We start from the raw sequence: 13418 nt of genomic DNA, 5'->3' as shown, positions 1-13418 counted from the left end.
CAAGCCTTTCAATTTTGGCAGCACATGGAGACACTCTTATAAGCTGTTCCGTCGCTTACAGATTCAGCGAATTTCTTATACTCACTAATCGCAAGCTGAGCTTGATTAATTTGCTCTTTTACGCGCACAAAAGCTGTTCCGCCTTTGCCACATCTAGAAGAAACAGAGCCATAGCTAGAAAGAACAAGTCTAAGATCTGGTATTTTATTTGCATCAATAATGCCGTCTAAAATCGTTGCATAATCGTCGTTACTCAAATCGCTTAAATCGCATTTAAGACTTTCGGCACGTTTTACGCATAATCCCGATAACGTATGAGCATTGCGGAAAGGAACACCTTGTTTTACAAGCCATTCTGCAATGTCTGTAGCAAGAGCGAAACCAGTTGCAGACTGCTCAAGCAAGCGAGGCGTGTTAAATCGCATTGTTCTAACCATGCCTGCAAATGCTGGAAGCAAAACTTCTAGAGTGTCGATTTGGTCAAAAACCGCTTCTTTATCTTCTTGCAAATCGCGAGCATATGCGGTTGGAAGGCCTTTAAGAGTGGCCATTAATCCAGTTAAATCTCCGATTAATCGCCCTGCTTTTCCTCTAGCAAGCTCCGCAATATCTGGATTCTTCTTTTGAGGCATAATCGAAGAGCCAGTAGAATAAGCATCGTCTAAAGTTACGAACGCAAATTCTTGAGTATTCCATATAATAATCTCTTCGCTTAAGCGAGAAATATCAACGCCAATCATAGATGCAATAAACGCAAATTCCGCAACAACATCGCGGCTTGCTGTAGCATCAATCGAATTTGCGCAAACAGCGGAAAAACCAAGCTCTTTAGCAACTTCTTCGGGGTCTAAGCCAAGAGTGTTGCCAGCCAATGCCCCTGCTCCGTATGGACTTTTGTTTGCGCGCAAATCCCAGTCCGCAAGGCGATTTACGTCTCGCAAAAGCGGCCAAACATGAGCCATTAGCTGGTGTGCAAGCAAAATTGGTTGAGCGTGCTGCATATGAGTGCGGCCAGGCATTACAGCATCTTTTGCTTCTAAAGATTGAGCGACTAAAGCATTGCAAACATCTAACACTAGTGCCGCTAACGCGCGCGCGTGTCTGCGCAAAAACATGCGTATTAAAGCTGCGATTTGGTCGTTTCTAGAGCGGCCAGCTCTAAGTTTTCCGCCAAGTTCGCTTCCTGCAATCTCAAGCAAGCCGCGCTCTAATGCTGTTGCTTCGTCCTCGTCTTCTTCAATTGGAGCAAAAGTGCCATTATCTACGCGGTTTTGCAACTCGTCTAGCGCTTTGCAAAGATCTGCGTATTCTTGATTTGTTAATAAACCTGCACGATGCAAAGCGTGTGCGTGCGCGCGAGAGCCTGCAATATCGCCATCCGCTAACCGCCAATCAAATTGCGTTGACTTGCTAAGCTTTGTGAGTTCCGCAGAAGGCCCCGAGCTAAAACGGCCGCCCCACAAGGCTATTGGATGATTAGTGTTGGCATTTGCGCTGTCATTGGCATTTGCATCGTGCATAGTTATTCTTTCGTCTTTTTAGTTGTTTTTAGTCGTTATTAGTTGTTCTTAGTCGTTCTTTGCAACGCGCATATCTCGAGCGGCAGCAACTTTACTAGACAATCCGTAGATTTCAATAAATCCGTTGGAAGCGCGCTGGTCGAAGGTATCGGAAGAATCGTAAGTAGCCAAGTTAAAGTCATACAAAGACTCATCCGACTTTCTGCCTGTTACAACAGCCTTTCCTGCGTACAAAGTCATGCGAATATCTCCAGAAACATGCTCCTGCGTCTCGTTTATAAACGCATTCAAAGAACGCACAACTGGCGAGAACCACTGGCCGTCGTACACAAATTCTGCCCACTTTTTATCTAGAGCACGCTTAAGCCTGTGCTGTTCGCGCTCCAAGCAGCAATTTTCAAGCTCTTGATGCGCTGTAATCAAAGCTTGCGCGCCTGGAACTTCGTACAATTCGCGAGACTTAATGCCAACTAAACGATCTTCAATAATGTCGATTCTGCCGATTCCTTGAGCGCCTGCCCTTTGATTCATCTCTTCAATTGCTTGAAGCGGAGTTACGCTGTGGCCGTCAATCGCAACTGGCACGCCTTTTTCAAATGTGATTGTAACTTCGTCTGGAGTTTTAGCTTCCAAAGGATTCTTTGTGTAAGAGTAGCATTCCTCGATTGGAGCATTCCACGGATCTTCCAAAAAGCCCGTTTCAATGGCCCTTCCCCAAACATTTTGGTCAATGGAATATGGGCTTTTCTTGCTTTGAGTAATCGGAAGATTATGGTCGTTTGCAAAAGCGATTTCCACATCTCGAGTAAGCGACAAATCACGAATTGGGCTAATTGCCTTTAATTCTGGGTCTAAAGACTGAATCGCAACTTCAAAACGAACTTGATCGTTTCCTTTACCCGTGCAACCGTGCGCGATTGTATCGGCATCAAATTCGTGCGCTGCGTGAACCAAGTGACGAGTAATAAGCGGCCTAGAAAGCGCGGAAACTAAAGGATACACGTCTTCGTAAAGTGCGTTTGCTTTTAATGCGAGCATGCAATAGTTATCTGCAAATTCTTCGCGAGCATCAACTACATACGATTCAACAGCACCGCATGCTAAAGCGCGGTTTTTAATCACTTCTAGCGCTTCTCCACCTTGACCAACGTTTAGCGAAACAGCTACAACGTCTTGGCCTGTTTGCTCTTTAAGGTACGGAATTGCTACAGATGTATCGAGGCCACCCGAATACGCCAATACAATACGCTTCTTATTAGTCATAGCGACCTCCCACGGTCATATATTGAATAAATAATATTGAATAAATAAACAATACATAGTATATTATACAACTATATATACAATCTCAACACGCGCAGAAATACACCATTTTGGCGATTCGCGCTTAGAAGTATTTAATCAAAAACCAAAACAAAGATAATACTTATACAGTTAACAGATATGCTTAGTAGGCACAATTTTAAGGCATAATTTTATAAGCATAACTTATAAGCATAATTTATAAACATAATCGCAAATGCGTTATAAATATTTTTTATTCGGAACTGTTAACTCAACCTTAAACCCACCGTATTTGCTTCTGCTTATATCAACCGTTCCATTATGAGCGCCAATAATCTGCTGAACAATCAGCAGACCCAAACCATGACGCTGTTCTGCAGTACTTGTATCGCAAATCATATAGTGCGGTGCATGATTAAGCTTGTCGATTTTTTCATCTGAAGCACCTATACCGTTATCTTCAACACAAATAATACAATTATTATTATTTTCAGCAACGGATACATAAATCGTACACCCATTTTCATTGTGAGATATGCTGTTCTGAATAAGATTAGATATTGCTCGTTTTAATAAATCTTTGTCTACGCTAATATTGCAAACAGTCAATTTAGCATCTGTTTCCCACTTAATCGAAAACTCATCTTGCATACCCATATTCATAAAGTCCACAACAACTTGCCTAACAACAGCAACAACATTTTCTTCTTTTTTCATAATTGGTTGCATATTATATTCAAGTTTTGAAGCCAAATTAAGGTCATTAATCAAATTCTTCATTCTTGCACTTTGCTTAATAATCATCGTCGCTTTTTTACGATCTTCTTGCGAAATATGGAGAGAATTTTCTAACTGTCCTGCATACCCCATAACCATAGATAACGGCGTACGAATATCATGTGAAACTCCAGCTATCCAATTCGCTCTTGCAGTCTCCTTTTTTCTCAATTGTTCTTTTTGTATTTGCAAAATATCGGAAGCAGAATTTATGTTAGATGAAATTTCTGAAAGCGCTCCTGTTTCTGGAATATGCACGCTTTCTCCACTAGATAAACGTTGTATCCCTTTTGTAATCGGATTAATTGATTTTAGTAGTTTTATATTAGCTATTAAATAAATTCCAAGAATAAGCAAAATGTTGATGAAGAATACGCTTAAAAGAATCTGCGGAAAATTTGAGATTAAACTGTATTTCCAACTTGGTCGTGTATGTTTCCAAAAGCTTTTATGCGGAAATCCGACTACGACAACTCCATTCTTATTATCACCCGTGTAAGTTGGATAACCATCAATATAACCAACGCTCAAATTAGCTACATCAGACAAAGTATAATCGTTTGGAATAGTTGCAGGAACGTCTTTTGTTTTCCATACGACTTTCAATGTATTATTATCAATCAAAATTGCCCATGCGCCAGAATTTGTCAATTTGGAAGACATATTTTTTGATAATACATAATCCCCACTTGCGGATAATTGTAATGCTTCTCCCGTCTCTTTGGCTATGCTATAAGGAGACATCTCTTTATCGGGAGCGTAATTTCCTATAAGTACAATAAACGCAATAATATTCATTAATACTATAAGCACAGCGCTTAGTAGAAAAATACTTATAAAGCGTTGTATTAGTTTTGGTATGCTTTTCATTCTGCTTTACTCCACAATCAGCTTATACCCTAAGCCTTTAACTGTTATTAAAGAAACAGGCTGCGATGGATTGAGTTCTATTTTTTCTCTGATACGACGTATATGTGCCATTAAAGAATTTTCATATCCAAAAGGATTATCACCCCATGCAGCTTCACATAACGCGTCAATTGTTACAATGCATCCAGCATTTCTATAAAGTGCAGAAAGTAAATCATATTCTTTGGCTGTGAGTGGAATATGTTCGTTATTTTTTATTACTTGGGCAGAAGAAAAATCAATCTGACTATTTTTCAGTTTAACAATGGGATTTTCGCTCTTGTAGCTTCGTCTTAAAATTGCCATAATGCGAAACGTTAGCTCTTTTGGAAGAAACGGCTTTACAATATAATCGTCTGCTCCTAAGTCAAATCCCTTAAACTTATCTTCATCTTCACCGCAAGCAGTAAGGAATAAGATAGGACAATCACTATATTGTTTTATCTGCTTCATTAACTCAAACCCATTACCGTCGGGGAGCATAACATCAAGGATTGCTAATTCTGGACGTAATTTTTGTGTTGCCTCTACAGCATCTTTCATGCTTTTTGCAGTAGTTATATTATGAAAACCATATTCGCTTAATATGGATACAACCATATCTAAAAGTTCCTGCTCATCATCAACAAGTAGCAGATGCTTGTTCAATAAATAATCATTCCGATTCATGGAGAACCCCCTAACATATATTATGCCATGTGAATATTCATTTTTTGACCTCGAATAAAAATGTAAGGTAGATGTAAGGTGAAGAGAATGTTGTAGAAAGGTTGACGCAATATCATAGATTCCGAAAGGAGATATTGCCATGAACAATATTGTTACAACAGAACATTTAACAAAAAAATATAAGTCATTTATTGCTGTTAATGATGTTTCACTTCATATTCGCAAAGGTAGCATTTACGGCTTTCTTGGGCCAAATGGAGCTGGAAAATCTACAACAATGAAAATGCTCCTAGGGCTTACAGCTCCAACAAAAGGTGCATTTACAATCGACGGAAAAAAGTTTCCTGCCGATCGCATACCTATTTTGAAAGAAATAGGCTCATTTATTGAATCACCATCTTTCTATGCAAATCTAACAGGTAGAGAAAATCTTGACATTATACGTCGCATTTTAGAACTACCTAAGAGTGCAGTTGATGACGCATTAGAATTAGTAGGTCTTTCTGAGTTTGGAGACCGTCTTGCAAAAAAATATTCGCTTGGCATGAAGCAAAGGCTTGGTCTTGCTGGAGCATTGCTTGGTAGACCACCTATTTTGATTTTAGATGAGCCAACAAATGGACTCGATCCATCTGGCATACACGAAATCCGAAATCTGATTAAGTCACTGCCAGATCTTTACGATTGCACGATTCTTATTTCTTCTCATATGCTATCCGAAATTGAGCTTATTGCAGATGATATTGGAATACTTAATCACGGACACTTGTTATTTGAAGGTAGTTTAGATGAACTACGACAGAATGCATTACAATCTGGTTTTGCTTCCGACAATTTGGAAGATATGTTCCTATCCATGATTGATGAAGACAATAAGATCAGGAAGCAGAGTGCAAGACTATGAAAACGCTTGTAATCGAACTAAAAAAATGCAAGAGAACTGGCTTTATAGCTCTTATGATTGCTATTGGCATTATGGGAGCAGCGTACGCTTTTGTGAATTTTATTGTACGAAAAAATACATTATTAAACCTGCCTTTAGCTCCTATGGATATTCTTCTTACACAGCTTTACGGCATGATTATGGTGTTAAACATGTTCGGCATAATAGTCGCAGCATGCATTATCTACAACATGGAATTTAAGGGAAATGCAGTAAAAAAGATGCATATGCTGCCTATGAGCGTTCCTGCTATGTACCTATGCAAATTTATTCTGCTGACTGTTCTATTACTAATCGCTATTTGCATACAAAATTTAGCACTTGCAAAAATCGGTGTAACAGATTTGCCACAAGGTACGTTTAATGTAAGTACTCTTATATCTTTTGCTGCATATTCATTTATTACGTCAATGCCTGTATTGTCCTTTATGATTTTTGTATCATCACGATTTGAAAACATGTGGGTAACGCTTGGAATTGGTGTAGCAGGATTTTTAAGCGGCATGGCATTGGCTTCGTCAGACATTGTGCTTTTTATGGCATCACCTTTTATAGTTATGCTAAAACCAGCAGTTGCCATGAGCGCGCAACCTAATACTACGGTCGTAATCGTATCCATAGTTGAAACACTTCTGTTTTTATGTTCTGGATTGTGGGCGGCTAAGAACCTGCACTATGAATAAAAACACGCACTATAAGTAAAAACTTGCACTATATAACTATGAATAAGGAGACTATGAAAATGAGATTTTTTGAACTTCTTAGAATCGAATTTAAGAAAGTAAAGCGTAGTAAAATTATTCCTTTGATTTTTATTGCACCACTAATTGTGGTTGGATCTGGTGTAGCAAGCCTTCATAGATACTTCACTCCAGAATATACACACGCATGGGCTGCTATGTTTATTCAAAGCGCATTAGTCTATTCATACTATTTGCTTCCGCTTAGTATGATTGTTATTTGCGTGATGATTGCAGGACGAGAAACAAGCAATAACGGAATACTAAAAATGCTGGCACTGCCTGTTAGCAGATACGCGATTTCTGCTGCAAAATTTTGCGTACTGCTATTTTATTTGCTTATGGAAATGGTCGTATTTTTTGCCGTATTCGTTATAGCAGGATTGTTTGCAACCAGTAGCACAGGAGTTACAGAAACGCTCCCAATTATGTATCTATTAAAATGGTGTTTAGATCTGTTTTTGACTATGATTCCAAGCGTAATAGTCATGTGGGCGATTACTGTGCTTTTTGAAAAGTCAATGCTATCCGTTGGATTAAATATACTTCTTGTTATTCCTGGCGTATTAATAGCAAATACTCCACTTTGGATAGTTTATCCTTATTGTTACAGCGGATATATGGTTTCCCGCTCTCTACATGCAGTTACATCAACAGGATTAGGAAACGGATTTAATCTTATACCATTTTTGCCATGTGCAATTGCAATATCTGTGTTTGTATTTTTGATTGCAATAACACAATTTGGTAAAAAAGAAATGAGATAACAAAAGATACTAAATAACAATGCAACGAAATAACAAATGCAGATGTGAATTGCAAAATTGCGTATAAGGTTTTAGCTATACACAAAACGCGTAAAACGTTCAAAACGCTCAAAACGCAGTATGGAAACAGATAGAACAAAAACAAAAAGCTTTCGGTTTTGAATGCCCCTAGTAGCAAACAAAACCGAAAGCAACACACTCAAAGCTCTAATCTCTCAACAAGGTTCTAGCGACGAATGGATAAGAATATCACAGATAATAACAGTAAAAACTAAATAGACAGAATTGAAGCCAATAAAATCTTGTTCCAGTGTATGCATAGCAACATGTTATGCATACAGTTATGCATACACTGGAATAAAAGAACTACATAGCTGCCGCTAGCACAAACAACATTGACACACTTTTTAATTAGATAATAGAATTAATGCCTAATACAGATGTTATTAATAAAAAGAGCGCTGACATCATAAGATAATTCGTTTCCATTACCTTATAATACTTTAGATAAGACTTCCTTTTAACAAGAAGTTTACTCTCTCTTTCATGTTCTCCAATCTTCGAATACTTATTTGTTGTAGGCATATAGTCTATATCAATCTTAGTTAAAGCATATTTGCTATTGCAAGATTTCACTCGAAAACCAAGAACACAAGTAACTAATAGAAGGGCAAGAGATACAGTAATTTTAGTAACATAATTTGAAGAAAAGCAAGCAGATATAAACAAGCAAACAACTGAAAATGCTGCACTACACGCCATAAAATTGCGATTAAATTCTAAATCATCATAAATTTCTTTACACTTAGCTTTTTGGGGTTTAAAGTACACTGAGTAGATCTTAAAAGTATATATGAATAAAATAACCGCATAGATAAAAGTACAAACAAAAATATCAGCGTTGAAATTAATTCCAATATAATCAACAAAACTACAAACAAAGCTACAAATAGAACAATCAGTAGAACAATTAACTTTACACTCAATAGAATTATTTGTTTTATTAAATGCATTAAATATAAATACCGCTGATACTGGTATAGCAATCAAAAATACATAAAATACTACTATATAATAACTAATACTGTCTAAAGTTTTTTTATCTATACACTCTTCACAAGTTTTAACTTTAGAATCATTTTGCAAATTACGATTTTTAAAACACATAGGCAACGTCGCCTCGATTCTATAATAATTTTGACTAATTTACATATTCAATTAGTTAGAAAAATGGTGGCTGCAGGAGAACCCACAACCACCATAAGTATAACATTAGCGTTTACAAAGCCACTACACTACAAGCGCTGGCAGCTATGCATTAGCTAATGCACGCATTGCTTAGTGACGAGCCTTGCGAACAGCAGCACCCATGCCAGCAAGCATAGTGGCAGCCAAAGCGGTCAAAGTTACGCCAACACCAGTAGCAGGCAACTTCTTACCGCCATCCTTCTTCTTCTCAACCACAGTGGTCTTAGCGACAGAAGCAGCACCATTAGCACCAGCCTGGCCAGACTGACCCTGCTTAGCCTTTGCATCCTTAGAAGTCTCAGCTGGCTTTGTGTCCTGAGGATTCTTTGGATCAGCTTCAGCTGGAGCAGGCTTAGCTTCATTCAAAGCCTTCTGAGCTTTCTCAAGATCTTCCTGAGCTGTGCTCAATTCCTTCTGAGCTTTCTCTACAGCAGCCTTCTTCTTTGCACCATCAGTATCATCAGCATAGGTAGCTGTCTGAGCATCATTTGCTGCCTTTGTCTTCTCTGCAACAGTAGCCTCAGCATCTGCAACAGCAGCTTCGAGCCTCAAGACCTCAGCTTTAGTAGCAGCCTTCTTCTGAGTAGAAACCCAAGAACCGTCTTTATCCAAACCAACATTAAAATCAAATGCCATTGCTGGGGTTGCCATTGCAAAGCCAGCGAGCAAAGTTGCGCCAGCAGCGAAAGCGGCGATAGCCTTCTTATTCATCATTTTAATTTCCTTTCTTCTTCTCCTATGCGTTAGGGGCGCATAGAAAAATTTGCCTTTGCGGTTTCCCGCGTAGTAACCGAGAACTAGGGATTCATCGGTAACTGACTTAAAAGATACAACATGCTCTACCGAAAATCAACTAAAACATTCAGCTAACGTTAAGGTTTGTTCTAAATATTTTATTGTGATTTTACTAAACTAATACTATTTTCCGTAAATTTTACACATAAATTACTAACCAACCGTAAAAATACGCATTTCAAGGTTTTTGAAGAATTTTCCCAGGTTTTTTTAAGGAAACGATCTTCTCGCGTGTCGCAAAACAAATAATGGGAAAAGAATCAGGAAAATCGTTCGCACGGATTAGCCGTGCGAACGTCTTCGCCGCCGTAGAAGCACACCGTGCTTCTACGCTAAGCGGCTCAGCGAATCGAAGTGATTTTTCGCGCATTATGCAGCTCAAAATCGTCGATTCGCGGGTGTGTCGCACTATAAAAAACCGTAGTGCGATTGTACTGAATTTTGTTGTGTCGAGTCATTAGCTCGCTCTAAGCGAAAAGGCAGGTCGGAGCGCAAACACACTACAGTTTTATCAATGCCAATCTCTTCATTTACTAGCAAACTATACTTTTCACACTCCTTCAGGTTTACCAATACGTCTAATTCACATCCCACAACAATACCTAAACCAACAATGGAAAGCTAACTTGACATTTGCTTTCAAAACAATTATATTATATGTAAAGCTAGCTTTCCATTAGAAAGGAGAATGTAATGTGAAAAATAGACTTGAACAAATTAGAAAAGAAAAAGGCATAACACAAGAAGAACTTGCCGATGCACTCGAAGTATCAAGACAAACAGTCGGTTCTTTGGAAAACGGAAGATACAACCCATCAATCATATTGGCATACAAAATTGCTAAGTACTTTAATTTAACAATCGAAGAAATATTTATATACGAGGAAGATAAAAAATGAAAAAACAAAAAAACCAGAATTTTTGGTACATAGGATATGTAATAGGTATTTGCGGACTAATTCTTGCACTGACTCTTAAACTGAACGAATCCGTAGAAATTGTACTGTCAGTTGTTTTTGTTGCAATTATCTCACTTTCACACGTAAAAATCATGCACTATAAGATGATGGAAAAAGACCACGCCTACAAAATAAATGTGAACGATGAAAGAAACGAGAAAATCAAAGATAAAGTAAATGCAACAATGGCATTCATACTAATGCACCTAATGGGAATAATTGCCATAATTGCATTTATAACAAAAGCATATTTACTAGCTGCTCTTTTAGCTATTTCGATTGCCTTTTCTCCATTAATCATGTTTTTTGTCAACAAATATTATGAGAAAAAATATTAAAACCAGACCCACCCACCCATTTACTACTTATTACGAAGCTTACCAACTTTCATAAATTCTTTATCTCCAATACGGAACTTTTTACTATTAAACGCCACTCCCATAATTCTGCTAATAATATACTCATCAGTTATAAGCACGAAATACTGCTTATCTTTTTTATCCACCAAATAATACTGATCAGCCCCAAGAGTGGAAACAGCTTTACTGAAATCATATATGCCAAACAATGGTAATCCTCCAAGGAGAGTAGAAAACCATCCAACAAAATTATCCACCATTTTCTCAGATGAACTGTTATAAGTCTTAACAACAGTTAGCATATTGATTTCTGAGTCAGGATATTCATCTAATACAATCTGCTCTTTAATTTTCGACTTCTTAAAACCGCTCAACCTACCGTCGAAACCATATTTATTGAGATTAATAGGCTTCTTAGTAATAGAAAAATCAACGCTACTGTTCTCATCCAAAAGATAATCAACAGTCACGCTTAGAGCAGATGCAATAAATTTCAGATTCTCTATATCTGGCAAACCCCGATTCGTTTCCCATTTTGCTACAGCAGCACGAGATACCATCAATAATTCCGAAAGCTCCTCCTGCGTCAACCCAGCTTCCAGACGAGCCTTTTTAATTTTTTCTCCCAAAGATATAACACTACTCATAATGCAACTCCTTTCAAATCAGTTATTACACATAATGAAATTACTTGACGGAAACCAAATTAGTATTGAAATATTTGATTTAGATACCGCCTAATTACAAACTAACAAATAATTTACAACGGAAAAAGAAACAAGGTGAAACACTATAGTTACCAACTGTAACAGCATAAGAAATCAAATAATGTAGGGAACTTTTTTACAATTTTTACACCGATTTGTTCCCTAAAACATAAGCAACTAAAGCACGCAAATATGGATGCTACTATCTGACAATCACTATCTGACAATCACTATCTGACAATCTTCAGATACTCTTCGATTCTGGCATCCAACCACTCTGCCCTACTACAAATAAACCCTACTACCAATATGCCCTACTGCTCTTTGCAATTAGCCCAGTGCTATATTCATAAGTATAGGTGTTCTGCATATGAGCATCACTCTGCGACCAGCTTCCATCTGAAGATTTTGAAGCCTTAAACAGAATATAAAGACCACATTTTCCATCCTGAGAGTCCCTGTTATACTGCAGATAGGTAATGTCCGAACTGTTTTCATTCAAAACAAAGTACATATCCCCCTTGGCAGTATAGTTCTCCTTGAACGTAAAGCCTTGCACCGCAAAATACTTATCAAATATCTTAAGCGCTGCATTTCTTTCCCTCTTTGATTCTAAATCACGCTCAGTGGCATCATGCAAATCGGAATTTTTCTCTGGCTCTTCAGCCTTTAATCTTGTATCTTTTAATCTTGTATCTTTCCTGTTATTGCGATCGATTCTGCTATACCACTCAGATTCACTTATTTTTGGATCAGTATCACTTGAATCTTTCATTGGTCGAAGATACTTAAGGAAAAATGGGCCTTCAGACTTATAAAGATAATACTCAAAAGGAGCATACATATCATCCACGTGCTCTGTGTATGTACCATTATCATTTTGTTTCACAGAATATCTTCCAACAATAAATAAAACGTCAAAAAATCCAAGACCTAAGATAATCAATACGCAAAGTAGAACAGATAGATAACGAAGTACAATTCTTATACCTATTTTCCGTATACGCGAAATAAGATAGAGATTATAGAAAACACATTCAAGAGCAATCGTAATCATCCAAACAACTGGCATTGCCGCGCATATAACATATACCCAAGTCTGCAAAAGCCACCGATTTGGAAGATGCAACGCAGTTATTTCAAAAAATGCAGTTAGAATACCACTTAACACAAAAAAGCAACAAAGAACCAGTGAGAGTCTACCCTTCCCCTGTTGATTATCATAGCTAAGAAAAGATTTGTTACAATCTACATTTTCACTACGAAAACGACTGTGTAGATTGCGTTGCCAAATAACACAAATAACCCAAATAAGAGAAACTCCAACAAGAAACAGAATTGCAAAACAATAGGTGATCCATCCAAAAAGCTGTAGCTTATTGGATGCCATAAAAACAGTTCCAATAATCATTAAGATGGAAAAGATTTCCGCACTCAGTTGTAAAACCTTATACTTGTACAATTCTTTATTTGCACTGTTAAGGTTTTCACATATTTGCTCATGTGATTCACAACATAGAGGATTTTTCTCATCTGTGGGAGTATTTTCCTGCTTTTCTTTCTCTTTCATCGATGAATCTGACATTTTTCTGTTCCTACATTCTGTTTCCTATATTGCGCTTACGATTTACAATTGTTCTAATTATTCCAGTCGCTTAGTCTGTTCTCTTCTAGCGTAAATAATCGCGAGTATTTGAACTTCTTTTCTACTCTCATCAACACAACGCTTTCGACGTATGTA

The 13418-nt window shown here is 37.6% G+C and carries 13 protein-coding genes; 5 read left to right on the top strand and 8 right to left on the bottom strand.

All coding sequences use genetic code 11. The features are described from left to right. Nucleotides 1–8 precede the first annotated feature (8 nt). From argH to NYP69_RS00660, 4 genes are all read right to left on the bottom strand, one after another. A complete protein-coding gene (argH, locus tag NYP69_RS00675) occupies nt 9–1520 on the bottom strand; it encodes an argininosuccinate lyase (RefSeq protein WP_415696664.1) in 1512 nt (503 codons plus the stop codon). Between the two features lie 48 nt (nt 1521–1568). Continuing rightward, nucleotides 1569–2783 carry an argininosuccinate synthase gene (locus NYP69_RS00670; RefSeq protein WP_415702171.1) on the bottom strand — a complete coding sequence of 405 codons (1215 nt, stop codon included), beginning with the start codon at nt 2781–2783 and terminating at the stop codon, nt 1569–1571. A gap of 261 nt (nt 2784–3044) precedes the next feature. Further along, nucleotides 3045–4451, bottom strand: a complete 1407-nt coding sequence (locus tag NYP69_RS00665; protein ID WP_473410449.1) for a sensor histidine kinase — start codon at nt 4449–4451, stop codon at nt 3045–3047. A gap of 6 nt (nt 4452–4457) precedes the next feature. After that, complete coding sequence (locus NYP69_RS00660) at nt 4458–5159, bottom strand: response regulator transcription factor (protein WP_004574609.1); 702 nt, start codon at nt 5157–5159, stop codon at nt 4458–4460. Nucleotides 5160–5298: 139 nt separating this feature from the next. Here NYP69_RS00660 and NYP69_RS00655 point away from each other — a divergent pair, with 139 nt between their 5' ends. Genes NYP69_RS00655 through NYP69_RS00645 form a run of 3 tightly spaced genes read left to right on the top strand, consistent with a single transcriptional unit; the run spans nt 5299 to nt 7609 of the window. Continuing rightward, a complete protein-coding gene (locus NYP69_RS00655) occupies nt 5299–6063 on the top strand; it encodes an ABC transporter ATP-binding protein (protein ID WP_004132070.1) in 765 nt (254 codons plus the stop codon). Then, nucleotides 6060–6785 carry an ABC transporter permease gene (locus tag NYP69_RS00650; protein WP_020757887.1) on the top strand — a complete coding sequence of 242 codons (726 nt, stop codon included), beginning with the start codon at nt 6060–6062 and terminating at the stop codon, nt 6783–6785. The genes NYP69_RS00655 and NYP69_RS00650 overlap by 4 nt, the downstream gene beginning before the upstream one ends. Before the next feature lie 59 nt (nt 6786–6844). Beyond that, nucleotides 6845–7609: an ABC transporter permease gene (locus NYP69_RS00645; protein ID WP_004132068.1), complete on the top strand. Its 765-nt coding sequence runs from the start codon at nt 6845–6847 to the stop codon at nt 7607–7609. 411 nt (nt 7610–8020) lie between these two features. Here NYP69_RS00645 and NYP69_RS00640 read toward each other — a convergent pair whose 3' ends face one another. Continuing rightward, nucleotides 8021–8776, bottom strand: a complete 756-nt coding sequence (locus NYP69_RS00640) for a permease (RefSeq protein WP_101889380.1) — start codon at nt 8774–8776, stop codon at nt 8021–8023. Nucleotides 8777–8947: 171 nt separating this feature from the next. Then, nucleotides 8948–9571 carry a peptidase gene (locus NYP69_RS00635; RefSeq protein WP_473410448.1) on the bottom strand — a complete coding sequence of 208 codons (624 nt, stop codon included), beginning with the start codon at nt 9569–9571 and terminating at the stop codon, nt 8948–8950. Between the two features lie 776 nt (nt 9572–10347). On the opposite strand from NYP69_RS00635, the gene NYP69_RS00630 reads away from it, so the two are divergent. After that, on the top strand, nt 10348–10551 hold the full coding sequence (locus NYP69_RS00630) for a helix-turn-helix transcriptional regulator (protein WP_004113289.1): 204 nt from the start codon (nt 10348–10350) through the stop codon (nt 10549–10551). Beyond that, entirely contained in the window at nt 10548–10949 is a 402-nt protein-coding gene (locus NYP69_RS00625; RefSeq protein ID WP_415702339.1) for a DUF2178 domain-containing protein, read from the top strand. The genes NYP69_RS00630 and NYP69_RS00625 overlap by 4 nt, the downstream gene beginning before the upstream one ends. A 23-nt stretch (nt 10950–10972) precedes the next feature. On the opposite strand, the gene NYP69_RS00620 is transcribed toward NYP69_RS00625, so the two are convergent. Continuing rightward, nucleotides 10973–11617: a helix-turn-helix domain-containing protein gene (locus NYP69_RS00620; RefSeq protein ID WP_473410447.1), complete on the bottom strand. Its 645-nt coding sequence runs from the start codon at nt 11615–11617 to the stop codon at nt 10973–10975. Between the two features lie 361 nt (nt 11618–11978). Further along, on the bottom strand, nt 11979–13262 hold the full coding sequence (locus NYP69_RS00615) for an MFS transporter (RefSeq protein WP_473410446.1): 1284 nt from the start codon (nt 13260–13262) through the stop codon (nt 11979–11981). Nucleotides 13263–13418 lie beyond the last annotated feature (156 nt).

Source organism: Gardnerella sp. c17Ua_118 (genome assembly GCF_055804255.1).
Note: the sequence above shows the minus strand (reverse complement) of the source record. Positions and strands in the feature narration are given on the sequence as shown.

Bases quoted from the DNA above. Each gene is read 5' to 3' on its own strand.
- argH (WP_415696664.1), bottom strand. From the start codon at position 1,520: ATGCACGATGCAAATGCCAATGACAGCGCAAATGCCAACACTAATCAT.
- NYP69_RS00670 (WP_415702171.1), bottom strand. From the start codon at position 2,783: ATGACTAATAAGAAGCGTATTGTATTGGCGTATTCGGGTGGCCTCGAT.
- NYP69_RS00665 (WP_473410449.1), bottom strand. From the start codon at position 4,451: ATGAAAAGCATACCAAAACTAATACAACGCTTTATAAGTATTTTTCTA.
- NYP69_RS00660 (WP_004574609.1), bottom strand. From the start codon at position 5,159: ATGAATCGGAATGATTATTTATTGAACAAGCATCTGCTACTTGTTGAT.
- NYP69_RS00655 (WP_004132070.1), top strand. From the start codon at position 5,299: ATGAACAATATTGTTACAACAGAACATTTAACAAAAAAATATAAGTCA.
- NYP69_RS00650 (WP_020757887.1), top strand. From the start codon at position 6,060: ATGAAAACGCTTGTAATCGAACTAAAAAAATGCAAGAGAACTGGCTTT.
- NYP69_RS00645 (WP_004132068.1), top strand. From the start codon at position 6,845: ATGAGATTTTTTGAACTTCTTAGAATCGAATTTAAGAAAGTAAAGCGT.
- NYP69_RS00640 (WP_101889380.1), bottom strand. From the start codon at position 8,776: ATGTGTTTTAAAAATCGTAATTTGCAAAATGATTCTAAAGTTAAAACT.
- NYP69_RS00635 (WP_473410448.1), bottom strand. From the start codon at position 9,571: ATGATGAATAAGAAGGCTATCGCCGCTTTCGCTGCTGGCGCAACTTTG.
- NYP69_RS00625 (WP_415702339.1), top strand. From the start codon at position 10,548: ATGAAAAAACAAAAAAACCAGAATTTTTGGTACATAGGATATGTAATA.
- NYP69_RS00620 (WP_473410447.1), bottom strand. From the start codon at position 11,617: ATGAGTAGTGTTATATCTTTGGGAGAAAAAATTAAAAAGGCTCGTCTG.
- NYP69_RS00615 (WP_473410446.1), bottom strand. From the start codon at position 13,262: ATGTCAGATTCATCGATGAAAGAGAAAGAAAAGCAGGAAAATACTCCC.